The sequence below is a fragment of the Corallococcus sp. RDP092CA genome, from assembly GCF_041903675.1.
GTDB lineage: Bacteria > Myxococcota > Myxococcia > Myxococcales > Myxococcaceae > Corallococcus.
Map to the genome: position 1 here is coordinate 152,768 of NZ_JAYESI010000015.1, position 25,745 is coordinate 178,512.

Sequence of the window (25,745 nt, forward strand, 5' to 3'; positions counted from 1 at the left end):
GTAGCCCGCCCGCCGCCCGTTCGGACCGCGCCCTGGGCGCGGCCAGGAGAAACACGTCATGCCGTCCAATCGCAATGCAGTGAACCACGTGCAGTCCCCCATCCCTGATGAGTTCACGCTGACCTTCAAGCGCGCCCCTGGTGGCGGATGGGTTGCCTCCGGCGCATCCACGGGGAAGGGGCACTACGCCTATGAGGCGTTCTGCGACGCCTTCTGCCGTCTGGCGAAGAAGCCCGTCTCCACCGGGAGCCTGCCGTCCACCAAGACGGACGCCAGGGCCCGGCGCGGCAAGAAGGGCGGTGGCCGATGAGCCGCTCTCTCTACGCGGGCTGGGACTCCAAGCAGGGCCGCCGGGACTACCAGCAGGACGCGGTGGGGTTCTGCGAGGGGCCCGCCGGGTGGCTCGGCGTGGTGGCGGATGGGGTGGGCAGCTACGAGGGGAGCGACCGCGCGTCGGTGCTCGCCGTTGAGTCCGCCATCGCCAGCACGGCGCTGGCGCTCGTGGACGGTGGCGACCTGCCCCTCTACGCGGCGACCGCGGTGGAGGACACGCACCGCAACATCCGCCGTGAGATGGACGCCCTGGGCAAGCCGGGGGCGACGACGCTGGCCCTGGTGCTGGTGGCCGGGGCGCGCGCGGTGGTGGCGCACGTGGGCGACAGCCGGGTGTACCGGCTGCGCGCGGGGAGGCTGGAGCAGCTCACCGAGGACCACCGTGCCAGCCGGCACGTCCTGACGCGGAGCCTGGGCAGCGAGCGTGCGACGGCGGACGACTGCACGCCGGACGTGCTGGAGACGGACGTCCAGCCCGGGGACGTGTGGCTGCTGTCCACGGACGGCGTGCACGAGTCGCTGACGCCGGAGCAGCTGGCCGCGGTGCTGACGGACGGCGCCGACGCCCGGGTGGCCGCCCAGGCGCTGGTGGAGTCCGCGCTCGCCGCCGGCAGCCGCGACAACTGCACCGCCCTGGTGGTGCGTGTGCCCGGGGAGGCCCCGGAGACGGTGCGAGGTGCCGCGTGAGCGCGCCCATCGTCACCCCTCGCTTCGGGGATTGGATTCAGACGTACTCGCTGCGCCAGTTCTGGCCGCTCGACCCGCGCGCCGAGGACGTGGCCATCGAGGACATCTCCCACGCGCTGTCGATGATGTGCCGCTTCACCGGGCACGTGCACCACTTCTACTCGGTGGCGGAGCACAGCGTCCGGGTGAGCGAGTACGCGGAGAGCATCGCACCGGCGGCTCTCCGTGTGCTGGTGGCCCGCTGGGGCCTGCTGCACGACGCGTCCGAGGCATACCTCGTGGACGTTGCGCGTCCGGTGAAGCGCCTGCCGGGAATGGCGCCCTACCGCGAGGCGGAGGCGCTCGTGATGGCGGCCATCATCGAGCGGTTCGGACTCTGCCCGAAGGAGCCCGCGGAGGTCCGCGAGGCGGACATGCGGCTCCTCTACACGGAGGCTCGCGACCTCTTCCCCGGAGTGCACCCGGCGTGGACGTGGCACGGCGAGCCGCTGCCTGCGCCCTACATCATCACGCCCTGGTCCCAGGCGGAGGCGAAGGCCCGCTTCGTGGAGCGCTTCCACCACCTCTTTGGAGGTGCCGCGTGAGCGCTACCAGCACCCACCCCGCCCGCGTCGCCAAGGTGTCGCTGCGCAGCGGCACGGGCCACCGAGTCTCCATCAGCGACCCCACCGGCGTCGTCGTCAGCGTCTGGGACGCGGACGCGCGGCAGGCCTGGGCGAAGGCCGACGAGCTGGAGCGCGTGCGCCGCGAGCGCGAGCGGGAGGCCGCCGCCCGGGACTCCAGCGCCTGCACCTCCGCCGTCAGCCGGAGGGCCACGCGATGAGCCCCCCCGTCCAGGTGGCCCTGGTGGGGTGCGGCAAGGCGAAGCGGAAGCACCGCGCTCCCGCGCGCCACCTCTACACGGGCAACCTCTTCAGCGCACACCTGGCCGAGGCCGAGGCCACGACGTCGCACGTCTACGTGCTGTCGGCCCTCCACGGGCTACTCACCCTGGACGAGGAGGTGGAGCCCTACGACGTCACCCTTCGGGGCATGCCGGGCGAGAAGCGCGGTGCCTGGGGGCGGCAGGTGGTGGAGTCGCTCGCGCGCCGCTACCCGGCCGGCGCCGTCGAGCTGCTTGTCTATGCGGGGCGTGCGTACGCGGAGCCTCTCCAGGACGCGCTCGCCGCCTCTCCGCGCGAAGGCTGGACGCTCGTGGAGCCGCTCAAGGGCGCCAGCCAGGGCGCGCGCCTGCGCATCCTCGCGGAGGCGAGTCGGATGCGCGCGGCGGCGCGAGCTCCGCTGCGGGTGCCTGCGCTGGAGGTGGAGCAGCCGTCCGGCCGGCGCCTCTACCTCTTCGCGGTGGACGGCAAGCGGGTGCCCTCCTTCGCCACCGTCTCGCGGGTGCGCCGCACCGGCGGCGTGCTGGAGGGCTACCAACGCCCCGAGGTGCTCAACCACGTAGCCGCCATCCGCGAGTACATGGAGAGCGCCGGGGCGCTGGTGCCCAACGCGGTGGTGCTGGCCTTCGACTCGCGCGTGCGCTTCGAGGCGCTGTCCGAGGAAGCGGAGGGGGCGCGCCACGGGCACCTCGTCATCCCGCTCCAGGCCGGCCCGGACGCTCCGGGCTTCATCGTGGACGGGCAGCAGCGCCTGGCCGCCGTGCGCGACGCGGCGGTGACGGCCTTCCCTCTGGCGTGTACCGGCTTCATCGCGGAGACGGTCGGCCAGCAGGCGGAGCAGTTCATCCTGGTCAACTCCACGAAGCCTCTGCCCAAGGGGCTCATCCACGAGCTGCTGCCCAGTACGACGGCGGCGCTCCCCGCGGCGCTGGAGCGCAAGCGGCTGCCGTCGCAGCTCCTCGCCCGGCTCAACCTGGATGAGGGCAGCAGCCTGCGCGGGCTCGTCATCACCCAGACGTGCCCGGCCGCGAAGGGCAAGGCGGGCGGAGGCTGGACGGCTGTCATCAAGGACACGTCCCTGCTGGCCGCGCTGGAGGACTCCCTCGCGGACGGCACCCTCTACGACATGGAGCGCGCGGGCGCGGGCGTGGACGCCATGGTGGCGCGCGTGTCCGCGTGGTGGGCCGCCGTCGCCAGCACCTGGCCGGGCGCGTGGGCGCGGCAGCCCAAGGAGTCGCGTCTGTCGCACGGCGCGGGCGTGCGCGCCTTGGCGCTCCTCATGGACGCCGCGTGCCAGTTCCTCGCGCAGGAAGGCAACGCCGCACCCTCGCAGGCGGACTTCGAGTGCGAGCTCGCGCTGGTGCGCGACGCCTGCGCCTGGACGTCCGGCACCTGGGCTTTCCCCGCCGGCGACCGCCGGTGGAACGACATCCAGAACACCCCCAAGGAGGTGGCCCTGCTCGCGCAGCACCTGGGCGCCCTCTACCGCGAGCGCCGCGCGGCGAAACCCCACCGGCGCACCCGAAAGGCTGGTGCTGCATGAGCTGCCGTCCCCCTCCCGAGCACGGCCCCTCCGGGGGCGCCCCGACGCTGCGCCAGCAGGAGGTGCTGGCCTACGTCCACGTCTACAAGAAGCGCAACGGCATCGCCCCGGCCGCGAGCGACCTGTGCGAGCGCTTCGGATGGTCGAACAAGGCGGCCGCCTACGACTACCTCGACAGGCTGGAGAAGGCCCGGCTGCTGACGCGTGCTCCGTTTGTGCACCGCTCCTCCTGCCTCACGGCGTCGGGCGAGGCGGTGGCCGAGGCGTACCTCCGTGTGCACCCGGAACTGGCTGAGGTGTCCCATGGGTAGCCCGCTGCCCACGCCCGAGGAGCGCCTGGCGCAGGCTCGCGCGCTGGTGCGCACATGCCCGAAGCGCGAGCGCGGCCTGCTGCGCCTGCGGCTTTACCAGGAGACGCCCACGTCACCGGAGGATGCCGGGTACGGCGGGCTCAAGGCCCGGTGCGCGGTGTGCTGGACGCTGCGGCCGCGCCACATGCAACTCGGCGAGGTGAAGGAGCGCCCCGCGGCCACCTGCGCTGACCCGCGCTGCCAGCAGGTCTGGCTCCGGCTGCTCTACCGGGAGCACTCGCTCCACCAGCGCGCGAAGGCCGCGCTGCTGGCCACCTTCGCGCGAGCCCCGGAGGTGCGCCATGCGTGAGCTGCTCACCGTGGGCGGCATCCTCGTCGCCCTCGCCGCGCTCCGGGGCGTGGCCGCGCTCCTCGACCTGGTGGACCGCGACGAAGCGCCCGCCACGCCCACCCCCACTACCGGCCGGCCCGTGCTGCGCGTGGTGCCCGGTGGCCTCTCCACGCAGCGCGAGGAGGCGAAGCGCCATGGCTGAGACGGACGACAAGCTGGAGGCCATCCGCGCGCGGCACGCCGCTGCGACGAAGGGGCCGTGGATGTGGTTCGGCTACCTGCGCTCGCACGACGTCTCGCTGCGTGTCCGCCGAGGCGACTCGGTGATGGAGTTCAAGCGATGGGGGATGAGCGGCGCGCAGCCGCAGTTCTGCACGCGCGGACTCCTCTACGACGCGTCGAAACTCGCGGTGCCCGATACGACGCCGGGGCGCGGCCGCGTTACCGACATCAACCACCCGGACGCGCGCTTCATCGCGGCGTCCTGGCAGGACACGAAGGACCTGCTCGGCATGGTGGATGCGCTCCAGGCCCGGGTGGCGGAGCTGACGGAGCCGGAGGCGCTGCTGCGGGCTGCCGAGGAGAAGGTGAAGCGCGCGGTGGAGTCCGAGGCGACGGCCTGGGCCACTCTCCGCAAGCAGAAGGCCGAGCTCCGCGCCGCGCTTCAGGACGCAACCCCCATCGACTCGGTCCGGCCGCAGATGGCTCCCTTCGCGGCCGTGGCGCGCAAGGCGATGGTCATCGCGGTGTTGCAGGAGCGCAGCGATGACCACGTTGTCTTCGCGCTGCGCGACGGCGACAGCGAGGCAGCCATCACGGTCGGGGACTGCCGGACGTTGCTCGCCGCCCTCGCCGCCCCGCCCGCCAAGACGAAGCCCACCACTCCCCAGCCGCACGGCTGCCCCATGGGCGACGTCTGCCCCGTCTGCGATGAGCCGGAGGTGTCCCGTGGCTGAGCGGCCCATCCTCTACAGCACGCCGATGATCCGCGCGCGGCTTGACGGCCGGAAGACCGTCACGCGGCGGCTGCTCAAGCCCCAGCCGGAGCAGTCGGACATCATCGCCGCGTGGCGCTGGTTCGGCCGCACGTTCTGCGGCGGCTGGAGCCTCAACGGCACGCCCCCGGACTCGATGCTCAAGGACTGTCCCTACCAGCCCGGGGACAAGCTCTGGGCGCGCGAGACATGGGCGCTTGTCCGCCCGGACATTACGGATGACGGCTGCGTCGAAGCCTGGCAGGACTGGGAGGGCGCGCTGCCGGAGAAGCACCCTGGCAACGGCTGGGTGGTGCTCTACGCCGCCATGTATGGCGAGGAGTCGGAGTCCGTTGAGTACCGCGGCTTCCGCTACCGCCCCTCCATCCACATGCCGCGCTGGGTGAGCCGGCTGACGGACGAGGTGGTGTCCGTGCGTGCAGAGCGCCTGCACGACATCACCGAGGAGGACGCGCGGCTGGAGGGGATGCAGCGCTACCAGGGCCCGTTGCGGTGGGTGCGGTGGCTGGACGTCCTCACCGGCGAGCCCATCCACAACAGCGCGCGGGACGCCTTCATCGCCTACTTCGTGACGCTGCCCGGCGGCGCGGAGGCGTGGGAGCGCAACGACTGGGTGTGGCGGGTGGAGATGCGCCCGGTGGAGGGCACGCGATGAGCGCCGTCCTCCTCCACTTTGGCGGCGACTTCTCTCATGCCGAACCGGACTCCTTCCCCTCTCTGGGCGCGGATTTGAGCTTCATCGTTCGATGTGGGCTGCGCCGCGACGAGGTGGAGCATGTCCGGCGCTACCAGGACTGGGCGAACGCATTCGTTCGCCGGGCGGCGATGTGCCCCGAGTGCGTCCGCATCGTCGCAGTCGAGACGGGCGCTGCCGCAGGGAGCGCGTAGCCGTGAGCCCTGCGCGCCTCCTCCTGGCCGGCACGTGCGCCGGCGACCTCCTCGCCCGCGTGGAGCTGCGTGCGGGCGCCTCCCTCTTCTTCCTCTTCGCGGCGCTCTGCGCCGTCGCTGTCGTCCGGAGCCGTCCATGAGCTGCATCCAGGAGCACGAATTCACCGTCGGGTACCTCTTCTGCGGCGCGGGCGTCGGCGCGTACGGCGCGGACTGCGCCCAGGTGGAGGTGGACGGCCACCGCGCCACCGTCCGCAACGTGGGCGGCATCGACTTCGAGCAGGAGCGCTGCGACACCTTCACGAAGCTGACGGGCGCGAAGTCCCTGTGCGCGGACATCGGCCGCATGCGCCCGCGCGAGCTGCGTGCCTTCTTCGGCGAGCGCGCGCCGTACTTCATGAAGTGGAGCCCCCCGTGCAAGGGGGCCAGCCGCCTCACCTCGAAGGAGCGCGCGGCCACGAAGAAGTACCAGGACATGAACCGGCTGGCGGTGAAGGCCGCGCGCAAGGTGCTGGCGGCGTGGAAGGGCGACGAGCGGCCCGTCATGGTCGTCATCGAGAACGTGCCGGCGTACCGGCACCGCTGCCCGGAGAACCTCGCGGAGGTGCTGCGCCTGGGCCGCCGCGCGGGCTACGAGGTGTCCGTCGTCGAGCACGACCTGGGCGAGGAGGCGGGGCTGGCCCAGCGCCGCCAGCGCCTCACCATCTGCTGGCGCGACGCGAAGCGCTGCCCGGTGCCGGTGGCGATGCCCTCGAAGAAGCGCCTGCGCGGCGTCGGCGAGGTGCTCGGGCCGCTGCCCTTCCCGGATGACCCGCGCGCGGGGAAGCACCACCGCCTGCCGAAGATTGAGTGGCTGAACGCGGTGCGCCTGGCACTCGTGCCGCCGGGCGGGGACTGGAGGGACTTGCCGCCGCGCGGGGGCGTGGTGGCGTGGCTGGAGGCGCGCGGGCTGTGGCCGGCGGGCGTGGACACGGGCCCTTTCCGCGCCCTGGTGGAGGAGCAGCTCGGCACGCCGGTGCGGCAGGGCCAGCAGCGGCGCGAGGTGCACCGCCGGCACCCGGTGCAGGCCTGGGCGGAGCCGGCGCCGACGGTGGCCGGGCCCGGGGGCGCGGGACTGTGCGCGGTGGAGGATCCGCGCGGGCTGGAGGGCTTGGCCCTCACGCATGCCCGTGGCGAGCGCTTCGCGGACCAGTACCGCGTGCAGGACTGGACCGCTCCGGGCAAGACGGTGACGGGCACCACGGACGTCCAGGCCGGCGCGGCTGTGGTGGCTGACGCCCGCCCCCTGGACGCGCTGGCGCTGCGAGCGGACGGCCGCGCGGGGACCTGCGGCGTCATCGACTGGCGCGAACCCGCAGGCACCGTCATCGGCATGCCCTACGTCTCCGGTGGCAGCACGCCCGTCTCCGTGGCCGACCCACGGCTGGATGGCATCGCCATGGGGACGGACAACCCCCTGCGCCACCGCAACAAGTACGCGGTGACGGACTGGGCCGGGCCTGCGGGCACGGTGACTGCCGCTTCGCGCCCGGGCAGCGGCGCCCCCTCGGTGGCGGACCAGCGCGTCCTCGAGCTCGTCGGCCTGGGCCAGACGGCCACGGGCGCGGACAGCTACCACGGGCGCCCGGGACTCTTCGGCGTCATGGACGAGCGCGCCCCGGCGCCCACCGTCTCCGGCTCCGCGACGGTGAGCAGCAGCAACACGCCGGCCGCGCTCGCGGACTCGCGCGCGGTGGCGGCGCTCGACGCGCTGGGCGTCGGGCCCACCTGCCGCAACGGCTTCTACGGCGTGTTGGAGTGGGACGCGCCCGCGCGCACCGTGACGGGCAGCCTCCAGGTGGACAACGGCACTGCGGCCATCGCGGACCCACGCCCCGCGCCTCGGCCCGTCATCAGCATTCACCTGGCCCTGGCGCTGCTCGCCGAGGGCTGGGAGCCGCCCAAGGGCGCGCTGGCCCCCGCCATCCTCTCGCCGCTGTCGGGCTGCTGGCACCGGCCGCTCACGACGCTGGAGTTGGCCGTCCTCCAGGGCCTGCCGCCGGTGGTGGACGGGCAGCCGCTGGAGTTCGTCTCCAGCAGCGACGCGCGCGTGCGCAGCATGGTGGGCGACGGCATCCCCGCGGCTGGCGCCCTCGTGTGGCAGGAGGAGCAGCTCCTCGCCGCGTTGAAGTCGAAGCTGGGCCATGGCTGGTCGCTGGTGAGCGACTTCTGGTTCCGCCCAGGCTTCGAGGGGTACGCGGCATGAGCGCGCCCACGCTCGCCATGGTGGCGCTGGAGCAGGCCCGCGCCCTCGTCACCCGCCACCGCTTCCGCTGCGCCGGGGAGGCCCTCCTGCAGGAGGCGCTCGCCCAGGTGCTGACGGGGGCGGGCATCCCCTTCCAGCGCGAGGTGCGGCTGGGGGAGGCGGGCCGCATCGACTTCCTGCTGACGGAGGCCCACGTCGGCCTCGAGGTGAAGGTGGACGGGGGCCTGTCCGAAGTCACCCGCCAGCTTCTTCGCTACGCCGAGCGGGAGGACGTCCACGCCCTCCTGCTCGTCACCACCCGCGCCCGCCACGACAGCTTGCCGGCCCTCATGCAGGGCAAGCCCGTGCGCGTGGCCCTGTTGAAGGGAGGCCTGCTGTGAAGACGTACGGGACGGTGCGCCTGGAGGCGCGGAAGCTGGGCAGCCGCGGTGGTGAGAGGCCCGCGTGGGTGGTGCAGGCGGAGCCCCACGTGGCCCTGCGCCTGAAGCGCGTCTTCGACCGCATCAACAAGGGCGACGTCGGCGAAGTCCTCCTGGCGGCCACGGCGGAGACGGCGCGGGAGTTGGACTGGTTCCTGGAGCGCTACCCCATGGAGGTGGTGGGGAAGGAGGCGAAGGACTTCCTCCGGCACGGCGCGCGAGAGCACGCCCGGCGCGAGGCGCAGGTGGCGCAGTTGCTGGCGGCGGAGTACCAGGCACCCGACTTCGCGATGAATGTCCCGCCCCGCGAGTACCAGCGGAAGGCGGCGGACATGTGGCTGCGCTTGCAGCGCCTGCTGCTCGCGGACGACGTGGGCCTGGGGAAGACGGCCTCCGCGCTGACGGGCTTCACGGACGCGCGCACGCTGCCGGCCGTGGTGGTGACGCTGACGCACCTTCCCCGGCAGTGGCAGCGCGAGCTGGCGCGCTTCCTGCCGCGCCTGCGCGTGCACGTGGCGAAACGCGCGACGCCGGAGGACGTCACCCGCGGGCGCGGCGGGCGGAAGCTGCCGTGGCCGGATGTCCTCATCCTCAACTACCACAAGCTGTCGGGCTGGGCGGACACGCTGGCCAACGCGGGCGTGCGCGCCATCGTCTTTGACGAGTGCCAGGAGCTGCGGCGCGGGCCGGAGTCGGACAAGTACCGGGCCGCCCACTACCTGGCGGAGCGCACGCCCTTCGTCATCGGCCTGTCCGCCACCCCCATCTACAACTACGGCGGGGAGATGTTTCACGTCCTCGACGCAATCAAACCCGGCGTCCTGGGCACGCGCGAGGAGTTCAGCCGGGAGTGGTGCACCGGCGTCGACGACAAGCTCAACTTCAAGGACCCGCGCGCCTTCGGCACGTATCTGCGCGACGCGGGCCTCATGCTGCGCCGCACGCGGCAGGACGTCGGGCGGGAGCTGCCATCCCTCTCGCGCGACGTGCACACCGTCGAGTCGGACACGCGGGTGCTCGACGAGGTGCAGGACAAGGCCGCGGAGCTCGCCCGCATCATCCTCGCCCAGGGCGGGGTGAAGCCCGAGGAGCGGCTCCACGCGTCGGGGGAGTTGTCCTGGCGCCTGCGGCAGGCCACCGGCATCGCGAAGGCGCCCTTCGTCGCCGAGTTCGTCCGCATGCTGGTGGAAAACGGAGAGCGCGTGCTGCTCTACGGCTGGCACCACGAGGTGTACAGCATCTGGAGGGAGAGGCTCGCGGAGTACGCCCCGGCCCTCTTCACCGGCCAGGAGAGCCCCGCGCAGAAGGAGGAGCAGGCCCAGCGCTTCAAGACGGGCCAGACGCCCATCCTCATCATGTCGCTGCGCGCGGGCGCGGGACTCGACGGCCTCCAGCACTGCTGCCGCACGGTGGTGTTCGGCGAGCTGGACTGGAGCCCCGGCGTGCACGAGCAGGCGTGTGGCCGCGTCCACCGCGACGGCCAGCCGGACCCCGTCATGGCCTACTTCCTGGTGTCCGACTCCGGCTCCGACCCGGTGGTGGCGGACGTCCTCGGCATCAAGCGCAACCAGATGGAGGGCATCCGCGATCCGCAGGCCAGCCTCATGGAGCGGCTGGAGACGGACGAGGGGCGCGTGCGGAAGCTGGCCGAGGCCTTCTTGAAGAACCGGAGGGCGGCATGACTCCCCTGCGCGCTCCCTTTCCTTGGTTTGGAGGGAAGAGCCGTGCGGCCCACCTCGTGTGGGAAGCCTTCGGCGACTGCCCCAACTACGTGGAGCCCTTCGCCGGCAGCCTCGCGGTGATGCTGGGGCGGCCCACGCCCGCCGGCGTGGAGACAGTGAACGACCGGGACACGTACCTGGCCAACTTCTGGCGCGCGGTGCGGCTCGCACCGGAAGAGGTGGCGAAGCACGCGGACTGGCCGGTGAACGAGGCGGACCTCCACGCCCGGCACCGGTGGCTGGTGGGCCAGGCGGAGTTCCGCGCGCGGATGCGGCAGGACCCGGAGTACTTCGACGCGCGCATCGCGGGGTGGTGGGTGTGGGGCATCTGCCAGTGGATTGGCAGCGGCTGGTGCGCGCAGCCCGCGTGGGAGGAGCAGGAGGCGGCTGGCGCCGAGAAGACGTGCGGCATTGCCACGGCCGAGTATGCGAAGCGGCCGATGCTCGACAAGCCAGGCCGGGGCATCCACCAGCTCGCGGTGCGCCCGGGTCCGTCCCTCGTGAACGCCGTGGCGTGGGAGGGCCGCGCCCATCCAGGCAACGGGCTCCGTGGCATCCACGGGCGTCGCGTGCGCGGCGCGGCGACGTCCGAGCACGCGCAGCGAGCTCGGGACCTGGGCCTCGCGTCCGGCTGGGAGAAGCGACCGAGCCTGGGACGCGGCGGGCGGGGTGTGCATGGCCGTGGGCTGCCGGAGCAGATGCCGGTGCTGTCGGGCGACTCGGGCGCCGCTGGCCGAGGCGTCCATGCCAGCGGGAAGCAGGGCGGCATCGGCGAGTGGATGCAGACCCTGGCGGACCGCCTGCGCTACGTGCGCGTGTGCTGCGGGGACTGGAGCCGCATCCTCTCGCCCAACGTCACTGAGCGCATCGGCGTGACGGGCGTGCTGCTGGACCCGCCGTACAGCGACGCGGCCGGCCGCGACCCCAGCATCTACGCGGAGGAGGACCTGCAGGTGGCCCACCGCGTGCGCGAGTGGGCGCTGGAGAACGGAGACAACCCCCGCCAGCGCATCGCGCTGTGCGGCTACGAGGGCGAGCACTCCATGCCGTCCACGTGGCGCTGCGTGTCCTGGAAGGCACCGGGCGGGTATGCGGCCGCGCGCGGGAACCACGAGAACGCCCAGCGCGAGCGCATCTGGTTCAGCCCTCACTGCTTGGCGCCACGGGCGGATCCGCTCCATGGGCTGCCGCTCGCCAACTTCGCGGGAGGTGCCCGGTGAGTAGGTGCTCCTCTCAACTCCGGTTGGTGCCTGTGACGCTAGACCAGGCGAACGCCTTCGTGGAAAAGCACCACCGCCACCACGACCCGGTGACGGTGTGTCGATGGCGCCATGGTCTCTGGGACACGAGCCGGAACTGCCTGTGCGGCGTGGCCATCGTCGAGAGCCCCAAGGCGCGCGGCTTCGACGAGCAGCGCGTCGTTGAGGTGAGCCGGTGCTGCACCGACGGCACTCCGAACGCGTGCAGCATGCTCTATGGCGCGGCGGCGCGTGTCGCCCAGGCGCTGGGGTACTACGCCATCATCACGTACACGCTGGACGCGGAGGCGGGCGCGAGCCTTCGAGGCGCCGGCTGGTGGGGCGTGCGCGAAGCCGTCGAGGAGCGCTCGTGGAACACGCCGTCGCGCCCGCGCAACACGCCCTCGCTCGGCTCGAAGACGCGATGGGTGCGCTTCCTCAGCAACTACCCCGAGGACCTGCCGGAACCGGACGAAGAGGTTGAGCCGGAACTGCCGCTCCACTCGCTGATGACTGGAGGTGCCCGGTGAGCCCCTGCGACGCCCCCATGCGCGTCCCCATCTTCGGCGTCACCGCGCCCCAGCCGTGGGCCTGGGCGGTGCAGGTCCGCAACGCGCCGGTGCTCAACCTGCACCGGGCGCCACCGACGGACGTGCTGGGCGCCTACGTCGCGGTGTGCGCGGCGGAGTACGTGCCGGAGCTCAAGGCCTGGATGGCCTCGCCCTCTGGCCCGGGTGTCAGCGCCCCGCCCGCGGACGAGCTGCCCACCAGCGCGGTGGTGGCGGTGGCGCGCGTCGCCGCGGTGTCGCTGTGGCCGGACGGCGAGCGGCAGTCGCGCTGGTACGTGGGCCCGGCAGGGCTGTGGCTGGAGGACGTGGTGGCGCTGCCGGAGCCGGTGGCCTGCGAGCCCGGCCCGGCGGACACGCTGTGGGAGGTGCCCTCGCCGGTGCTGGCCCGCGTGCGCCTCGCCTTCGGCGCCGTCGTCCAGGCGGACACGGCGCGCTGGGCGGCCTACGAGGCCCTCGCGGCGCGCTCCGGGGGCCGTGAGCCCGCCAGCCTCCGCGACCGCGTCCTGCGGAAGTGTGCCTGCCGGAGGGCGATGACGAAGTGCCCCACGTGCCGTGCCTGGCGGTGCACCGCGCCCGGCTGTCCTCCGCACACCTGCGCCACGGGGGTGTCGCCTTGAGCCGCTGCCGCCTGCCCGCCGTGCGCTGCGAGCACTGCGGCGCCATCCGCCTGGGCGACGCCGTTACCGACGACGGCAGGCCGTCGCCCCACGCGCCGCGCGTGGCCTCGGAGGCCGTGCGCGCGAAGCACCCCGCCCCCTGGCCCACCTGCCGCCACGGCCGCGTGGCGCTGGCCGACTGCGTGGACCGGCCCGTCCCGCCCGCCTGCTGCCTTCGGCCAGAGGCGTCGCCCCTTCTTCCTGCGCAGGACACCACACCATGAGCACCTGCCCCACGCCTCCTGCCCGCCCACGCCGCCGCCCCGTGCCTCCGCCGCCCCCGGAAATCGCCGAGGGGGAGTCGGTGCCGAAGGGCATGGTGCGCCTGCTGTCCGGCCAGCTCGTCAGCGAGGAGGAGGCGGGCCAGTGGATTCCCGGCGAGCTGCCGCCCGAGGCACGCTGGCCGGAGGAGTCCGCGCCCGCCGAGGAAGCGCCCGAGGCACCCACGTACCGCCGCGAGCCCGTGGGCGCGTGCTGCGCGCACACCTTCGACCCGGAGGCGCTGCACGACGAACTGGACGCCCTGCGCGCGGAGAGGGCCCATCTGCGCGAGGCCCTGGCACGCAGCGAGGGCCGCGCCGAAGGGCTCGCGCGTGCCCTCGCGCTGCTGGCCCCGTCCCTCACCGTCCCCGCGCCCGTCCCCAGCGTGTCCCGTCCCGCTGTCCCCCTGGTTGTCCCCCCTGTCCCCGGGGACAAAGGGGACAAAGGGGACATGTCCCCGGGGACAGCGGGGGACATGAAGGGGGGTAGGGGGGAAGCAGCAGCAACAGCGTCGAAAGACGAAAAGCGTAGAGAGTATGAGAGGTTGAAGAAGCAGAGACAGCGACAGAAGAAGCGTGCTGCTGCTGAAAGCGCGCGCGAGGCGTCCCCTGTCCCCCGTCCCCATGTCCCCGGGGACATGTCCCCTGTCCCCCTGTCCCCCGTCGGTGGGGACACGTCCCCGGCAGTCCCTGTCCCGGTGGCCCCCGTCGTCCGCAAGGCACGGCCGAAGTGGATGGAGGACGACGCGCCGAGCCCGGACAAGGTGCTCTTCGCGTGGGCGCAGGAGGAGCGCTGCCGGCGCTTCCCGGGGGCCATCCCCGAGGCACCCCCGCCGGGTTGGGCCACCTGGTACGCGGACGCGCTGGCCGCCGTTGGAGGCGACGAGGGGCGCCTGCGCGCGGCCTGGCTGGCGTGGCTGGAGGACGCCTGGGGGCAGGCTCGCCAGCCGGTGTGCGCCGCCCGAGCCTTCGTCGGCGCCGAGGTGTGGCGCCGGCACGTCCCGGGCCAGGGCGGGGCCGAGGCGGGCAGCGCGGGCGCGGCGCAGCTGTCCCCCGCGGAGGCTCGTCGCCGCGCGCAACTGAGCGTCGGCCGCGGTGAGGAGCCGAGCGCCCCCTGCGCCACCGGGTGCGGGGGGGTGTCCTCCCTGGTTGTGTGGGGGCACCCGCTGTGCCGGGCCTGCGCGGCGCGGCTGGAAGCGGACGTGCCGCGCCTCACGACGGACAGCGTCTCGGGCTGGGTGGCGTCCCGGGCATGTGGAGCACTCCCTGCCGCCCTGGAGGTGATGCGGTGATTCTCCTGGCTTGCGGCAGCAGCGGGTTGACGCTGAACCACCTGCAGGCGCTGCGCGCGTACATGCGGCGCTTCGCCGGCTACGAGGGGATGCGTCTCCTCCACGGCGCGGGAGACGCGCGGAAGACGGACGAGCCCGAGGCCTTCGGCGCGGACCGGCTGTGGGAGGTGGCGGCCCACCTGGAGTGGCCCTGGTTCCGCGTGGAGGACGTGGAGCGCTACCCGGCGGACTGGAAGCGGGACGGCAGCCGCGCGGGCCCGCAGCGCAACGAGGCGATGCGGGACGCCCTGCGCGCGCTCGCCGCCCAGGGCCAGCGCGTGGGCTGGGTGGCCGCGCACACGGACCCGGGGCTGGGGCGCGGCACGAAGCACATGGTGAGCCTGTGCCGAGCGGAGGGGTGGCCAGGGCGGGCGCTCATCCTGGACTCAGCCGGGCACCTCGTCCGCGAGGTGACGTCATGACGTCCCTGGCAGCTCCTCAGCGCCGCTGCTGCATCACCGTCCGGACGCCGGAGAGCGGCCCCCGCGAGCGCTGCACGGCGCCGGCGCTGGACGATGCGGACTTCTGCGAGCGCTGCGCCGAGGCTTCGGTGCAGGAGGGCGAGGCGGACAGCCTCCGGTGCCCCTGGTGTGACGAGTTCGGCGACTTCGCCCACGCCGCGGAGCACCCTGCGACGGAGTGGGTGGACCACCTGGGCCCTCCTGGCCGGGAGGTGGAGTGCGCGTCGTGCCGCTGCAAGTCCTACGTGCTGGAGGCCCGCCTGTGGCTGCGCATCCAGCGTGTCCCGCTGCCCGAGGAGGTGGAGTCATGACGGCCTGCCGGAATCACCCCGACCTGGACAAGGCGCTGGCCCACGAGCGGGAGCGCGTGGAGGAGCTCTCCGCGCGCGTCCGCCGCCTCGCCGAGGCCCTGGACAGGTACGGCGCCCACCAGCGCGGGTGCCGCCTGCCGCGTACCCACGGGCGGCTCGCCTGCAACTGCGGCCTGCACGAGCGGATCCGCGAGGGAGGCGTCCGTCCGTGAGCTGCATCAAGTTCGAGGTGCCCGTGCGCACCGTCAACATCACCAACCGGCGCGAGCACCACATGGAGACGCACAGGCGCGCCAAGGGGCAGCGCGACGCCACCCACCTGCTGTGGCCCGGATGGAGTGGCCCCGCCCTCCTGGTGGTGCGCCTCACCCGCGTGTCCCCGGGGACGCTCGACAGCGGGGACAACCTGCCCGCCGCCCTCAAGAGCATCCGCGACGAGGTGGCGCGGCAGCTGCGCCTGGACGACGCCTCGCCGCTGGTGCGCTGGGTGTACGCCCAGGCCCTGGGGGCGCCGTCCGTCCTGGTGGAGCTCTCCTGGGGGGATGACGCCCTCGCCGCGGCCGTCCGCGCCCAGGACGCGCTGGCCCCGCCCCCGCCTCCGGTGCCGTCCGAGGCCGCCGCTCCCCGCGCGCCCAGGGAGCGGAAGCCGAAGGCGCCGAAGAAGGATCAGGTCCGGCCGCTGCGCGGGCTCGCGGCCCTCGCCACGCCGGCCTTTACCCCAGGCGGGAAAAAGTCATGACGTGCTGGACGAATGGGCCGTGAGAAGGTGGGCAGCCTCATCACCAAGCGGCGTAAACATTGGAACCTAGCTGCATGGCGTTAGGACCCAATTGACGACTAGCCTTCATGCTCACCGAACGTTCTATTGGACTACAGCAGATGCAGAGCGCTCCCTCTCCAGCCGGCGGAGACTCTCAGGTGTCTGGCGACCCATTCGCCAATGGGTCGAATTCGACCCGAACACACAGTGGCGACAGCGCATAACGAGGACCAATTTTCCGACCGTTGAGTCGGATGGTTAAGATCGACTAGAAACAGAAGGATGGCGTAGGTCGGATTTTGAACGTAGCGCCCTTCCTAAGGGATGGGTTTTTCGGGGGACCGTTGAGCTCGGATCGTGTGCGCATCGACCATCTACTGCACCTCGTCAACGTCGCGGAGCTGGACCCTGGCGAGAAGAAAGACCTCATTACCGCGCTAAAGGCAGATGCCCCGAGTGGCATTGCCCGTAAGAATGCAATTGATCGACTCGAAAACCTCAAGGCTGGAACTCACAAGCGTTTGCGTGACTTGTGGACAGCGTACGGTAGGCAGACGCTTTTCCTCTTTGAGGTGCCCCGTCTAGCAGATTGGTCGATAACCGAAGCGAAAAATGAGCTGTTCCGGGGACTAAAGTTAGTTGGCATGAACACAAGGGGCTTCCGGTCTGATGGCAATTGGGTGGAGGTCGCTCGTCTCGACGACGAACCCGACAACTTACAGACCAACGGTGGCACTATCACAGGCGTTCGAACGCTCGGAGTAGCTGCCCCAGTGCTCTCAAAGGAGCGCGTCCACAAGGTGGCGCTAAAAGAGTCTATCCTGTCCGCCATCGTGCGAATTCGGCGCACAATCACGGTCGTTCAAGAAGACGAAGAAATCTCTATTCCGATAACCTATGACGTTCAGGTGGTCATCGACTTCGAGTCTCCTTCCAAGCTTGCTCGAGTCTTCGGCGCACAGACAGACGGACGAAAGGCTCTTCGGACGGTCCTACGATTCCTGGGCTTGGATGTTCCTGAGCGTGGTCCAAGCGTGCCTAAGTTTATGCGGCCGGTAATTATCTCGGAGCTGAAGCTGCGTGCTTTTGCGCTCAAGCAAAAATGGGAGTGGGTGGATGTAAGTGGCGCTGACGCGGCAGGCAAGCTGGGCCGAATCGGCTATTCCGGGAAAACACCGACCCCTCTTAAGCGCGCCCAACTAGACATGAGCGACGTTCGCGTAAAGGCGCAGGACATCCCAGGAAACGAGTCGCGGACCTATAATTTCAGGTACTTGCATGTAGAAGACGGGTTTGAGGAGGTCAGTGAGGCTGAGTTCCTTTTCGGTGTGCGTCAGACCAGGTTCGGGTTTCCCCGTAGAGCGACACGGCCAGCGATGGATAACCTGATTTCCATGGTTTACGAACATGTCAGATGAGCGCGTATCATGGAGGGCATGGGTACTCGCACCCCGGAGGCGATTCGCATGAGTATCGCAACGATCATCGAAGACACCTATCGCGAGAGTGGTTGCGCTGTGTTTACTCCTGGGTTGTTCGTAGACCAGGAACTGGGATCTGATGAGGAAGTCCTGGAGGCGCTTCGCGCTTTAGATGAAGAGGGACGACTTCGCGAGTTTGACGTCCTTACGTGCCCGTATCGCCACGTTTTGGCAGAGGGGCGCCCCGGCTCTGTAACGCCGTACTTGAATCATCACTGCGAATATATCGACTGTCCGACTAATGAGATTGGTGCTGCTGATGATGATGATGAATATGAAAATATCATCTTCCCGCGCTTTCTTATAACGAGTATCTGGCAAAGCCAAATTGCAGGTGAAGACACTCAAAAAAAAACACCATTTCACCAGCGCTAGCCGAGCCGAATACTCAGCGTTTCCCGTTGGGAATGCTTGCTGGCGAGAGGCCATGGTCAATTTCAGCAGTCTTCGACCATTGTAGCTTCGGTGGAGATCATAGAACTATTGTGGACGCCGTCAGTGCGGTTCTTGCGACAAGTGGAGCGACTGTTGCTCGTGTAGATCAGCAAGGAATATCCACCGGACGAGCTGCAAATGCTCTTCCTGCACAGGAAAAGGATGGTGCTGTGAGTGAACTTGATTTGACTGCTCTTGCTGCTCAGTCGTTAGTGGTCATGGCGCCATATCTGCCTACCCTCGCTGGTTTAGGGGCAAAGGCAGCTGAAGGAGTGGCGAAGAAAGTAGGCGAGACGGCATTCGCTGCTGCAAAGCAGCTCTGGGACCGTCTCGGTGATAAGCTGCTCGCCCGGCCTGGCGCGAAAGATGCCATCGAAGTCCTTGCAGTAGAGCCGGATAGTGGCGATGCAATAGGGGCGCTTCGTATGCAGCTCAAGACTGCGTTAATGGCTGACCTTGCTCTTGCGCGCGACGTCCAGGCAATTCTAGGGGCTCCATCCGTCCAGGAGGTAGTCCTGCTCCGATCTCACGCAGGAAATATTAAGCAGGAGAGTAGCGGCGGGCCAGCTAAGCATTCAGTGACCATCACTGACGGGTCCGCTCTCGACATCACGCAGAGAAAGAGCTGAGTAAGGCTTCAACTCCTGCGACTACATCTAGGCTGAGGGCGGAGCCTGCTTCGCCCTGATTGTTGTTCCGGGCCATCGTGACGGTAGACATGGCTTCTTGTGGAGGGCGTCCCGGGCGAATAGGCCCTGTGCGAAGTAGCGCGAGGGCCGCATTCCCGTCTCTCGCATGTTGCCCGATGGTGCGGCACAGTAGGGGCGTCCATGGCCTCCTGCTGCCCTCCAGAAAAGTGCTCCGAAGGTGACTGCCCCCGGCCCCGGGCGCCGCGGCACCGCCGCTGCCACGGGCACCTCATGCGGCAGCGGCGCGGGCAGTCCATGTCGGAGCCGCTGCGCGAGCCCTACGCCACGCCCTGGGACAGGCTGACGGCCGCGGCCCTGGCCTACGCGGAGGCGGACGACGGGGACGAGGAGGCCTTCTCCCGCGCCCAGGGGCGGCTCCGCAAGGCGGCCCAGGCCTACGCGCAGAAGGAGCCGCCTCCGGCGGCACTGCCAGCCCCGGCCCCCCGTGCCCCGCGGAAGCGGACGGAGCCGGAGGGGCAGCTCGCGCTGTGGGACGAGGAGCCCGAGCGCCAGGGCTGAGCCCGCTGTCCGCGCCCCCGTGGGACGTTGTCCACGCGCCACCGGAGACTCGGCGGCGTGGGAAGCACGCCCCCTCGCAAGCCCAGCACGCGCCCCGGCCGGAAGACGCCGGCGGGTGAGTCGCGCGCCCAGGCCCTGACGGCGAAGCAGGAGCGCTTCGTCCAGGAGTACCTCCTCGACCTCAACGCCACCCGTGCCGCCCGTGCCGCCGGCTACTCGGAGCGCACCGCCGAGTCGCAGGGCAGCCGCATGTTGAGGAATGTCAAGGTGTTGGAGGCTGTGGCCGCCGCCCAGACGGCGCGGGCCGAGCGCGTCGAGGTGAAGGCGGACGACGTCCTGCGGGAGCTGCTCCTCATCGCCCGGACGGACATCGGCGACGCCTTCAGCCCCACCGGGGCCCTGCTGCCGCTGAAGGAGATGCCGGCCCACCTGCGCCGGGCCATCTCCTCCATCGAGGTGGAGCAGCTCACCGTGGAGGGCGAGGCCATCGGCACCGTGGCCAAGGTGAAGCTGTGGGACAAGCCGAAGTCGCTGGAGCTGCTGGGCAAGCACCTGCGCCTCTTCGTCGACAAGGTGGAGGCCGTCGTCCAGCACGGCCACGAGGACGCGCTGGGGGCGCTGGAATGAGCGCCCTGGCCTCCGCCGCGCCTGCTCAGCCTGTGTCCCTCTCCGCCCGCGAGAAGGCCATCCGCCAGCGGCTGAAGGACGACTTCCCGCACTACGCCTCGCGGTGCCTGCGCATCCGCCCGAAGGAGGTGACGGGCGGCGAGCTGCCGGCGCTGAAGCTCAACCGCGCGCAGCTGTACATCCACGAGCGGCTGGAGGCGCAGCTGAGGCGCCGGGGCTTCGTGCGCGCCATCGTCCTGAAGGGGCGCCAGCAGGGTTGCAGCACCTACGTGGAGGCCCGCTTCTACTGGAAGGTGAGCCACCTGAAGGGCGTGCGCGCCTACATCCTCACGCACGAGGACGCGGCGACGGTGAACCTCTTCGACATGGCGAAGCGGTACCACGACCATGTCCCGGCCCTGGTGAAGCCCTCGACGAGCGCCTCCAACGCGAAGGAGCTCCTCTTCGACAAGCTGTCCTCTGGCTACAAGGTGGGCACCGCGGGCGCGAAGGGGACGGGCCGCTCCTCCACCATCCAGTACTTCCACGGCAGCGAGGTGGCCTTCTGGCCGAACGCCGCGACGCACATGCGCGGCGTCATGGAAGGCGTGCCGACGGCGGCGGGCACGGAAGTCATTCTGGAGAGCACCAGCGACGGGCCCCACGGCCTCTTCCACCACCTGTGCATGGCGGCGCAGAAGGGGGAGAACGACTTCGAGCTCATCTTCGTGCCCTGGTTTTGGCAGGAGGAGTACCGGCGCGAGGTGCCGCCGGGCTTCGAGCGCACCAGCGAGGAGGAGCGGTACGCGGCCCTCTGCCGCGAGGCGCACGGCTTCGAACTGGACGACGCGCAGCTCGCCTGGCGCCGGGCGAAGATTTCCGTCTACGAGAAGGGCATCCACGACTTCCGCCGCGAGTACCCGGCGACGGTGGAGGAGGCCTTCAAGGCCGCGGCGGTGGGCGCGCTGTGGACGCAGGAGACGCTGGAGCGCGCCCACGTCCCGGACAAGCCGAAGGACGCCGAGGGCAACCCGCTGCCCATGGTGCGCGTGGTGGTGGCCGTGGACCCTGCCGGTGGCGACGGGCCCGCCAACGACGAGGTGGGCATCGTCTGCGCGGGTAAGGCCAGCAACGGCCACGCCTACGTCTGGCTGGACGCCAGCGGGAAGTACTCCGCCGAGGCCTGGGCGGCGAAGGCGCTGGCCGTCTACGAGAAGGAGAGCGCGGACGCCATCGTCGGCGAGAAGAACTTCGGCGGCGACATGGTGGAGACGAACCTCCGCGCGAAGGCCCGCGAGACGAAGAAGCACGTCACGGTGAAGGTGGTGACGGCCTCGCGCGGCAAGGCGAAGCGCGCGGAGCCGGTGGCGGCCCTCTACGAGCGCGGGATGGTGCACCACGTGGGGCGCCTCGCTGCTCTGGAGGACGAGCAGATGACGTGGGTGCCCGGGGAGTCGAAGTGGAGCCCCAACCGCATGGACGCGGCGGTGTGGGCCCTCACGGAGCTGATGCTCGGCGAGGGCACGGCCACCTTCCAGGTGAGGAGCTACCGGTGACCTGCCCTCCGCCTGCCAGCAACGCAGTCCCCTATGAACGTACGGAGCAGCCCATGACGACGTCAAACCGCTGCATCACCATCAACGCCTATGACGTGGTGCTCACGCTCTCCGCCGGGCAGGTGACGGTGCAGTTCGCACCGAAGCTGGAGACGGCCGTGGAGAGCCCCGAGGAGCGCACCGAGGTTGCCTGGGAAGGCGCGAAGCAGGCGGAGCAGGCCATCCTCGCGGAGTTCGCCAGGGTGCTGGGCCTGCCGGCCGCCGAGCTGAAGGTGAGCGACGTGGTGGCCGAGGTGGAGCGCCGCCTGCGCGTCTCCCCGGGCAGCACCGCGGCGGAGTGGGAGGACGTGTCCCGCTACCTGACGGAGATGGGCATCCCCTGGAAGCGGCACACCGGCGAGGACATCCCGCTGGTGGATCGTGTGCGGGACCTGCTCACCCGCCAGGTGGAGCAGGTGGAGCGGGATGTGGCTTCGAAGGTGCGCGAGTCCATCGCAGAGGGGCTCGTGGCCATCCTCTACCCGGGGGACAAGCAGCCGGTCCTCACGCTGGCGCAGGCGCTGGACGAGGTGAAGCTGTGGATGCTCAAGCAGGGCGTTCCAGGCACGGAGGCCCAGGTCCGCGACGCTGCGCTGGAGGATGTCGTGGTGCGTGCTGAGCAGTTGGCTGAGCGAATTGAGTCCGAAGGCCGCCACAGCCGCAACTCGGAGCTTATTCGTGACTGCACGTTCCAAGCCCGTGGATGCCGAAATGTCGTGGACATCGTCCGCGCCCTGAAGTCCAAGCCCGCGCCCGTGGTGACGGAGGGCTTCGGGGGCGCCCTGACGGCCAAGGAGGTGGAGCGGGTGCGCCAGGGCAAGCCGGCGCACGAGGACGCGCTGGGCGAACTGGAATGAGCGCCGCTGACGTCAGCACCCCCAGCAGCGCCTACCGGGCCATGCAGCCCGCGTGGGCCCTCGTGCTGGCCCTGCTGGGCGGCACCAGCGCCATGCGCGCCTCCGGCCGCACCTACCTGCCGCGCTACCACGCGGAGGAGGAGGACGCGTACAAGGAGCGCCTCCAGCGCGCCGTCCTCCTCAACGTCTTCGGCAAGACGGTGCGCAACCTGGCCGCGAAGCCCTTCTCCAAGCCCGTGCGCCTGGGTGACTCCGCGCCCGAGCCGCTGCGCGTCCTGGTGGACGACGTGGACAGGCAGGGCAGCGACATCACCGCCTGGGCCCGCGGCGTCTTCCGGGACGGCCTCGCCAAGGGCCTCGCCCACCTCCTCGTGGACTTCCCGGCGGTGGACCCGGAGGCGGTGCGGACGCTGGAGGACGAGCAGCGCGCCGGGCTGCGCCCGTACTTCGTCCACGTCCCAGCCGAGTCCCTCATCGCCGCGTACGCGGAGACGGTGAATGGGGTGGAGGTCCTCACCCACGTGCGCATTCGCGAGAGCGAGACGCGCCGGGACGGCTTCGAGGAGGTGCAGGTGGAGCGCGTGCGCGTCCTCGAGCGCGACGCCTGGGCCGTCTACGAGCGCAGCGGCACCAGCGAGTGGAAGGTGGCGGCGGGCGGCCCCAACACGCTCGGCTTCATCCCCCTCGTCACCTGGTACGCCGGGGAGCGCACCGGGCTGTGCGCCGCGAAGCCGCCTCTCATGGACCTGGCGGACAAGAACGTGGAGCACTGGCAGTCCGCCAGCGACCAGCGGAACGTCCTCACCGTGGCGCGCTTCCCCATGCTGGCGGCCTCCGGGTTGTCCTCGGAGGGCAGCAGGGAAGGGGAGGCCGGGGGCGCGGGGAAGGTGCCCATCGGGCCGCACGCGCTCCTCACCACCAGCAGCCCGCAGGGGAAGTTCTACTACGTGGAGCACACCGGCGCGGCCATTGAGGCCGGCCGGCAGGACCTGGAGGACTTGAAGGACGAGATGGCCATGCTGGGCGTGGAGCTCCTCGTCCGGAAGTCGGGCTCCACCACGGCCACCGAGAAGTCCATCAACACCGCCCAGGCCCACTCCGAGTTGCAGGCCATGGCGGAGTCCTTCAGCGACGCGCTGGAGCTGGCCTTCTACTTCGCGGCCCGGTGGCTGGGGCTGGACGTGGAGGACGCGAGGTTGAAGGTGGAGGTGCACACCGACTTCGGCGTCTCCGAGGCCGACGCGCAGGGCCTGGACGTCCTCTTCAAGGCGCGCGCGGCCCGGGAGATTTCCCGCGAGGCCTTCCTGGCGGAGCTCAAGCGCCGCGGCGTCCTCATGGCCGACTTCGACGTGGAGGAGGACGGGGAGCGCCTGTCGAGCGAGGGCCCTGCGTTGGGCAGCCTCCGCACGGTGCCGGCTGCCGGTGCCCAGGTGCCGCCGGCGGCTGGCGGGCAGGTGCCGCCGGGGCAGCGCGCCGGAGGTGAGCGGTGAGCACCACCCGCCCCACCGCCAACGAGGAGCTGCATGAGCGCTCCATCGCGCACGCCGTCCAGTTGGAGCGCTACAAGGCCGGCGTGGCCCGGCGCGTGGTGGCCCTCCTCAACGACACGGAGGAGCGCCTGACGGAGCAGCTCGCCGCGCGCCTCCAGGCCATCGAGGACGCGGGCGGGTACGACGCCGGCCGCGAGACGACGGAGCGCATCGCGGCGCTGCTGTCCGAGGTGCGCGCACTCCGGGCCGGCGCCTATGCCGCCATCGCCAGCACGCTGACGGAGGAGGCTGCCTCCTTCGCGGCCTACGAGGCGCGGTGGCAGGTGGCCCTGCTGGAGGAGACGCTCATCGTGGACGTCTCCATCGCCGCGCCCACGGCGGAGGTGCTGGAGGCCGCCGTCTTCTCCCGGCCCTTCAACGGCGCCCTCTTCGAGACGTGGGTGGCCGGCATGGAGCCGGCGGACCTGGCGCGCATCGAGCGCGCCGTCCAGGCCGGCGTGGTGGAGGGGCGGACGACGCAGCAGATTGTCCGGGACCTCGTCAGCGGGGACGGGGCGCTGGAGGGCAGCCGCCGCGGCGCGGAGGCCGTGGCGCGCACCGCCCTCAACCACGTGGCCACCCAGGCCCGCGAGGAGGTGTACCGGGCCAACGAGGACCTGGTGCGCGAGGTGCGCTGGGTGTCCACGCTGGACGGGCGCACCACGCTGCTGTGCGCCTCCCGCGACGGGCGCACCTTCCCGGTGCGCGAGGGCCCGCGCCCTCCCGCCCACTGGCGCTGCCGGAGCACGGTAATCCCCGTCATTGACGGCGTGCGCCTCGTGGGCGACCGGCCCACCGTCCGGGACACGCGCGACAGGCGAAACCGGGAAATCGACTTCCGGGCCGAGGCGAAGGCGAAGGCTGGCGACGCCTGGAAGGACATGTCCGAGAAGGAGCGCGGCGCGGCGGTGAAGCGCATCCGCGAGCGCTGGGCGCGGGAGAACATCGGCTCCGCGCCCAAGACGCTGTCCTACGAGGACTGGCTGCGCCGTCAGCCCACCCACTTCCAGGACGAGGTGCTGGGCCCGACGCGCGGTCGCCTCTTCCGCGACGGGGGCCTCCGCCTCGGCAGCTTCACCGACGCCAGCGGCAAGACGCTCACCCTGGACGAGCTGCGCGCCAGCGAGGCCGCAGCCTTCAAGAAGGCACAGCTGTAGCGGCCCGCCGGGCCGAGAAAGGCAGACACATGGAATTCGAGTGGCAGCAGGAGTTGGAGGCGCTGGACATCGTCCCGGAGAAGTTCCGCGGGCTGTACGCGAAGGGGGAGGGGGAGGGCGCGAAGTACACCCTCGACGCGGACCTGGTGAAGCGCATGGACACCACCAGCCTCAGCACCGCGCTGAAGAAGGAGCGCGACGCGGTGAAGGAGCTGCGGGCCCAGGTGGCCGGCTACCAGAAGCTGGGGAAGACGCCCGAGGACGCGGAGAAGCAGCTGGGCGAGCTGCGCGCCCAGCTGGCCGAGGCGCAGAAGGGGAAGGAGGGTGCGGCCGCGTGGGAGAAGCAGCGCGCGGAGCTGGAGGCCGGGCACGCGAAGCTCCTCACGGAGAAGGACGCCGCCCTCGAGCGCATGCGCACCACGTACCACCAGCGCGTCGCGCGCTCGGAGTCGCTCGCCGCCATCGCCGACGCGAAGGGAAGCACGGCGTTGCTGTTGCCTTACGTCGAGCGTTATGTGAGAGTGATTGAAGAAGACGGTGATTTTCTGCCCGTCGTTGTGGACGCGAAGGGTGAGCCTCGCGAGCACAAGACGGGTGGCTACGTGACGCCGAAGGACTTCGTCGCGGAGCTGAAGAAGAATGCCGACTTCGCCCGGGCCTTCGACGGCTCGGGCTCCTCCGGCAGCGGGACGCCGCCGGGGGGCAAACCGGGCGGGATGCCCGGCGGTGAGAAGCTGACTCCGACGCAGCGAATCGCGAAGGGGTTGGCGGAGTTGAAGTAACCGTTTCAGGTGCGCGGGATGCGGCCTGAAACAAACCGGGCGGGATGCCCGGACGCAGCCACCCTCTTTCCAAACCAGACGCGTCCCCAGGGCTTTCCCCAGCCCTCGCCGTAGCGCGTCCGCCCACCCGTCTTCTTTTCCCTCTCACGCGAGGA

General features: G+C 70.9%; 34 protein-coding genes. All 34 read left to right on the forward strand.

Annotation, left to right across the window (positions count from 1 at the left end; genetic code table 11):
* The first annotated feature begins 58 nt into the window (after positions 1–58).
* The 34 genes from U8525_RS18085 (at position 59) to U8525_RS18250 (ending at position 25,590) form a co-directional block, all read left to right on the forward strand.
* Positions 59–310 (forward strand): hypothetical protein, encoded by a 252-nt coding sequence (locus U8525_RS18085; protein WP_374267309.1) that lies wholly within the window; start codon positions 59–61, stop codon positions 308–310.
* Positions 307–1,020, forward strand: coding sequence for a PP2C family serine/threonine-protein phosphatase (locus U8525_RS18090; RefSeq protein ID WP_374267311.1), 714 nt, complete (start codon positions 307–309; stop codon positions 1,018–1,020). Before U8525_RS18085 ends, U8525_RS18090 begins: the two co-directional genes overlap by 4 nt.
* Positions 1,017–1,604, forward strand: a complete 588-nt coding sequence (locus tag U8525_RS18095) for a hypothetical protein (RefSeq protein ID WP_374267313.1) — start codon at positions 1,017–1,019, stop codon at positions 1,602–1,604. The genes U8525_RS18090 and U8525_RS18095 overlap by 4 nt, the downstream gene beginning before the upstream one ends.
* Positions 1,601–1,843: a hypothetical protein gene (locus U8525_RS18100; RefSeq protein WP_374267315.1), complete on the forward strand. Its 243-nt coding sequence runs from the start codon at positions 1,601–1,603 to the stop codon at positions 1,841–1,843. Before U8525_RS18095 ends, U8525_RS18100 begins: the two co-directional genes overlap by 4 nt.
* Positions 1,840–3,444 carry a DGQHR domain-containing protein DpdB gene (gene dbpB, locus U8525_RS18105; protein ID WP_374267317.1) on the forward strand — a complete coding sequence of 535 codons (1,605 nt, stop codon included), beginning with the start codon at positions 1,840–1,842 and terminating at the stop codon, positions 3,442–3,444. The genes U8525_RS18100 and dbpB overlap by 4 nt, the downstream gene beginning before the upstream one ends.
* Positions 3,441–3,755: a LexA family protein gene (locus tag U8525_RS18110; RefSeq protein WP_374267318.1), complete on the forward strand. Its 315-nt coding sequence runs from the start codon at positions 3,441–3,443 to the stop codon at positions 3,753–3,755. Before dbpB ends, U8525_RS18110 begins: the two co-directional genes overlap by 4 nt.
* Entirely contained in the window at positions 3,748–4,104 is a 357-nt protein-coding gene (locus tag U8525_RS18115; RefSeq protein ID WP_374267320.1) for a hypothetical protein, read from the forward strand. Before U8525_RS18110 ends, U8525_RS18115 begins: the two co-directional genes overlap by 8 nt.
* The gene (locus tag U8525_RS18120; protein WP_374267322.1) at positions 4,097–4,288 is read left to right on the forward strand and encodes a hypothetical protein; all 192 of its coding nucleotides are present in this window, start codon (positions 4,097–4,099) and stop codon (positions 4,286–4,288) included. The genes U8525_RS18115 and U8525_RS18120 overlap by 8 nt, the downstream gene beginning before the upstream one ends.
* Positions 4,281–5,042: a hypothetical protein gene (locus U8525_RS18125; protein ID WP_374267324.1), complete on the forward strand. Its 762-nt coding sequence runs from the start codon at positions 4,281–4,283 to the stop codon at positions 5,040–5,042. The genes U8525_RS18120 and U8525_RS18125 overlap by 8 nt, the downstream gene beginning before the upstream one ends.
* Positions 5,035–5,736 carry a hypothetical protein gene (locus U8525_RS18130; RefSeq protein WP_374267326.1) on the forward strand — a complete coding sequence of 234 codons (702 nt, stop codon included), beginning with the start codon at positions 5,035–5,037 and terminating at the stop codon, positions 5,734–5,736. The genes U8525_RS18125 and U8525_RS18130 overlap by 8 nt, the downstream gene beginning before the upstream one ends.
* Positions 5,733–5,969, forward strand: coding sequence for a hypothetical protein (locus U8525_RS18135; protein WP_374267328.1), 237 nt, complete (start codon positions 5,733–5,735; stop codon positions 5,967–5,969). The genes U8525_RS18130 and U8525_RS18135 overlap by 4 nt, the downstream gene beginning before the upstream one ends.
* Before the next feature lie 2 nt (positions 5,970–5,971).
* Positions 5,972–6,109, forward strand: coding sequence for a hypothetical protein (locus U8525_RS18140; RefSeq protein ID WP_374267330.1), 138 nt, complete (start codon positions 5,972–5,974; stop codon positions 6,107–6,109).
* A complete protein-coding gene (locus tag U8525_RS18145) occupies positions 6,106–8,214 on the forward strand; it encodes a DNA cytosine methyltransferase (RefSeq protein WP_374267332.1) in 2,109 nt (702 codons plus the stop codon). The genes U8525_RS18140 and U8525_RS18145 overlap by 4 nt, the downstream gene beginning before the upstream one ends.
* Positions 8,211–8,594, forward strand: a complete 384-nt coding sequence (locus tag U8525_RS18150; RefSeq protein WP_374267334.1) for a hypothetical protein — start codon at positions 8,211–8,213, stop codon at positions 8,592–8,594. The genes U8525_RS18145 and U8525_RS18150 overlap by 4 nt, the downstream gene beginning before the upstream one ends.
* Positions 8,591–10,315, forward strand: a complete 1,725-nt coding sequence (locus tag U8525_RS18155) for a DEAD/DEAH box helicase (RefSeq protein ID WP_374267336.1) — start codon at positions 8,591–8,593, stop codon at positions 10,313–10,315. Before U8525_RS18150 ends, U8525_RS18155 begins: the two co-directional genes overlap by 4 nt.
* A complete protein-coding gene (locus tag U8525_RS18160; RefSeq protein WP_374267338.1) occupies positions 10,312–11,574 on the forward strand; it encodes a DNA adenine methylase in 1,263 nt (420 codons plus the stop codon). Before U8525_RS18155 ends, U8525_RS18160 begins: the two co-directional genes overlap by 4 nt.
* A 32-nt stretch (positions 11,575–11,606) precedes the next feature.
* Positions 11,607–12,122, forward strand: a complete 516-nt coding sequence (locus U8525_RS18165; protein WP_374267340.1) for an XF1762 family protein — start codon at positions 11,607–11,609, stop codon at positions 12,120–12,122.
* Entirely contained in the window at positions 12,119–12,778 is a 660-nt protein-coding gene (locus U8525_RS18170) for a hypothetical protein (protein WP_374267342.1), read from the forward strand. Before U8525_RS18165 ends, U8525_RS18170 begins: the two co-directional genes overlap by 4 nt.
* On the forward strand, positions 12,775–13,041 hold the full coding sequence (locus U8525_RS18175) for a hypothetical protein (RefSeq protein WP_374267344.1): 267 nt from the start codon (positions 12,775–12,777) through the stop codon (positions 13,039–13,041). Before U8525_RS18170 ends, U8525_RS18175 begins: the two co-directional genes overlap by 4 nt.
* 734 nt (positions 13,042–13,775) lie before the next feature.
* Positions 13,776–14,369 (forward strand): hypothetical protein, encoded by a 594-nt coding sequence (locus U8525_RS18180; protein ID WP_374267346.1) that lies wholly within the window; start codon positions 13,776–13,778, stop codon positions 14,367–14,369.
* Positions 14,366–14,830 carry a hypothetical protein gene (locus U8525_RS18185; RefSeq protein ID WP_374267348.1) on the forward strand — a complete coding sequence of 155 codons (465 nt, stop codon included), beginning with the start codon at positions 14,366–14,368 and terminating at the stop codon, positions 14,828–14,830. The genes U8525_RS18180 and U8525_RS18185 overlap by 4 nt, the downstream gene beginning before the upstream one ends.
* Complete coding sequence (locus U8525_RS18190) at positions 14,827–15,180, forward strand: hypothetical protein (protein WP_374267350.1); 354 nt, start codon at positions 14,827–14,829, stop codon at positions 15,178–15,180. Before U8525_RS18185 ends, U8525_RS18190 begins: the two co-directional genes overlap by 4 nt.
* Complete coding sequence (locus U8525_RS18195; protein ID WP_374267352.1) at positions 15,177–15,392, forward strand: hypothetical protein; 216 nt, start codon at positions 15,177–15,179, stop codon at positions 15,390–15,392. Before U8525_RS18190 ends, U8525_RS18195 begins: the two co-directional genes overlap by 4 nt.
* Positions 15,389–15,919, forward strand: coding sequence for a hypothetical protein (locus U8525_RS18200; RefSeq protein WP_374267354.1), 531 nt, complete (start codon positions 15,389–15,391; stop codon positions 15,917–15,919). Before U8525_RS18195 ends, U8525_RS18200 begins: the two co-directional genes overlap by 4 nt.
* A 380-nt stretch (positions 15,920–16,299) precedes the next feature.
* A complete protein-coding gene (locus U8525_RS18205; RefSeq protein ID WP_374267356.1) occupies positions 16,300–17,358 on the forward strand; it encodes a hypothetical protein in 1,059 nt (352 codons plus the stop codon).
* A 9-nt stretch (positions 17,359–17,367) separates the two neighbouring features.
* Entirely contained in the window at positions 17,368–17,796 is a 429-nt protein-coding gene (locus U8525_RS18210) for a hypothetical protein (RefSeq protein WP_374267358.1), read from the forward strand.
* 110 nt (positions 17,797–17,906) lie between these two features.
* Positions 17,907–18,485: a hypothetical protein gene (locus tag U8525_RS18215; protein ID WP_374267360.1), complete on the forward strand. Its 579-nt coding sequence runs from the start codon at positions 17,907–17,909 to the stop codon at positions 18,483–18,485.
* 291 nt (positions 18,486–18,776) lie between these two features.
* Positions 18,777–19,064 (forward strand): hypothetical protein, encoded by a 288-nt coding sequence (locus U8525_RS18220; RefSeq protein ID WP_374267362.1) that lies wholly within the window; start codon positions 18,777–18,779, stop codon positions 19,062–19,064.
* 57 nt (positions 19,065–19,121) lie between these two features.
* Positions 19,122–19,691 carry a terminase small subunit gene (locus U8525_RS18225; RefSeq protein ID WP_374267364.1) on the forward strand — a complete coding sequence of 190 codons (570 nt, stop codon included), beginning with the start codon at positions 19,122–19,124 and terminating at the stop codon, positions 19,689–19,691.
* On the forward strand, positions 19,688–21,226 hold the full coding sequence (locus tag U8525_RS18230; protein WP_374267366.1) for a hypothetical protein: 1,539 nt from the start codon (positions 19,688–19,690) through the stop codon (positions 21,224–21,226). Before U8525_RS18225 ends, U8525_RS18230 begins: the two co-directional genes overlap by 4 nt.
* Positions 21,227–21,279: 53 nt before the next feature.
* A complete protein-coding gene (locus U8525_RS18235) occupies positions 21,280–22,122 on the forward strand; it encodes a hypothetical protein (protein WP_374267368.1) in 843 nt (280 codons plus the stop codon).
* Positions 22,119–23,612 carry a DUF4055 domain-containing protein gene (locus U8525_RS18240; RefSeq protein WP_374267370.1) on the forward strand — a complete coding sequence of 498 codons (1,494 nt, stop codon included), beginning with the start codon at positions 22,119–22,121 and terminating at the stop codon, positions 23,610–23,612. Before U8525_RS18235 ends, U8525_RS18240 begins: the two co-directional genes overlap by 4 nt.
* A complete protein-coding gene (locus U8525_RS18245) occupies positions 23,609–24,808 on the forward strand; it encodes a minor capsid protein (RefSeq protein WP_374267372.1) in 1,200 nt (399 codons plus the stop codon). Before U8525_RS18240 ends, U8525_RS18245 begins: the two co-directional genes overlap by 4 nt.
* 29 nt (positions 24,809–24,837) lie before the next feature.
* Positions 24,838–25,590 (forward strand): hypothetical protein, encoded by a 753-nt coding sequence (locus tag U8525_RS18250; protein ID WP_374267374.1) that lies wholly within the window; start codon positions 24,838–24,840, stop codon positions 25,588–25,590.
* Positions 25,591–25,745 lie beyond the last annotated feature (155 nt).

Bases quoted from the DNA above. Each gene is read 5' to 3' on its own strand.
- U8525_RS18085 (WP_374267309.1), top strand. From the start codon at position 59: ATGCCGTCCAATCGCAATGCAGTGAACCACGTGCAGTCCCCCATCCCT.
- U8525_RS18090 (WP_374267311.1), top strand. From the start codon at position 307: ATGAGCCGCTCTCTCTACGCGGGCTGGGACTCCAAGCAGGGCCGCCGG.
- dbpB (WP_374267317.1), top strand. From the start codon at position 1,840: ATGAGCCCCCCCGTCCAGGTGGCCCTGGTGGGGTGCGGCAAGGCGAAG.
- U8525_RS18110 (WP_374267318.1), top strand. From the start codon at position 3,441: ATGAGCTGCCGTCCCCCTCCCGAGCACGGCCCCTCCGGGGGCGCCCCG.
- U8525_RS18115 (WP_374267320.1), top strand. From the start codon at position 3,748: ATGGGTAGCCCGCTGCCCACGCCCGAGGAGCGCCTGGCGCAGGCTCGC.
- U8525_RS18120 (WP_374267322.1), top strand. From the start codon at position 4,097: ATGCGTGAGCTGCTCACCGTGGGCGGCATCCTCGTCGCCCTCGCCGCG.
- U8525_RS18125 (WP_374267324.1), top strand. From the start codon at position 4,281: ATGGCTGAGACGGACGACAAGCTGGAGGCCATCCGCGCGCGGCACGCC.
- U8525_RS18135 (WP_374267328.1), top strand. From the start codon at position 5,733: ATGAGCGCCGTCCTCCTCCACTTTGGCGGCGACTTCTCTCATGCCGAA.
- U8525_RS18145 (WP_374267332.1), top strand. From the start codon at position 6,106: ATGAGCTGCATCCAGGAGCACGAATTCACCGTCGGGTACCTCTTCTGC.
- U8525_RS18150 (WP_374267334.1), top strand. From the start codon at position 8,211: ATGAGCGCGCCCACGCTCGCCATGGTGGCGCTGGAGCAGGCCCGCGCC.
- U8525_RS18160 (WP_374267338.1), top strand. From the start codon at position 10,312: ATGACTCCCCTGCGCGCTCCCTTTCCTTGGTTTGGAGGGAAGAGCCGT.
- U8525_RS18190 (WP_374267350.1), top strand. From the start codon at position 14,827: ATGACGTCCCTGGCAGCTCCTCAGCGCCGCTGCTGCATCACCGTCCGG.
- U8525_RS18195 (WP_374267352.1), top strand. From the start codon at position 15,177: ATGACGGCCTGCCGGAATCACCCCGACCTGGACAAGGCGCTGGCCCAC.
- U8525_RS18210 (WP_374267358.1), top strand. From the start codon at position 17,368: ATGGAGGGCATGGGTACTCGCACCCCGGAGGCGATTCGCATGAGTATC.
- U8525_RS18220 (WP_374267362.1), top strand. From the start codon at position 18,777: ATGCGGCAGCGGCGCGGGCAGTCCATGTCGGAGCCGCTGCGCGAGCCC.
- U8525_RS18230 (WP_374267366.1), top strand. From the start codon at position 19,688: ATGAGCGCCCTGGCCTCCGCCGCGCCTGCTCAGCCTGTGTCCCTCTCC.
- U8525_RS18235 (WP_374267368.1), top strand. From the start codon at position 21,280: ATGACGACGTCAAACCGCTGCATCACCATCAACGCCTATGACGTGGTG.
- U8525_RS18240 (WP_374267370.1), top strand. From the start codon at position 22,119: ATGAGCGCCGCTGACGTCAGCACCCCCAGCAGCGCCTACCGGGCCATG.
- U8525_RS18250 (WP_374267374.1), top strand. From the start codon at position 24,838: ATGGAATTCGAGTGGCAGCAGGAGTTGGAGGCGCTGGACATCGTCCCG.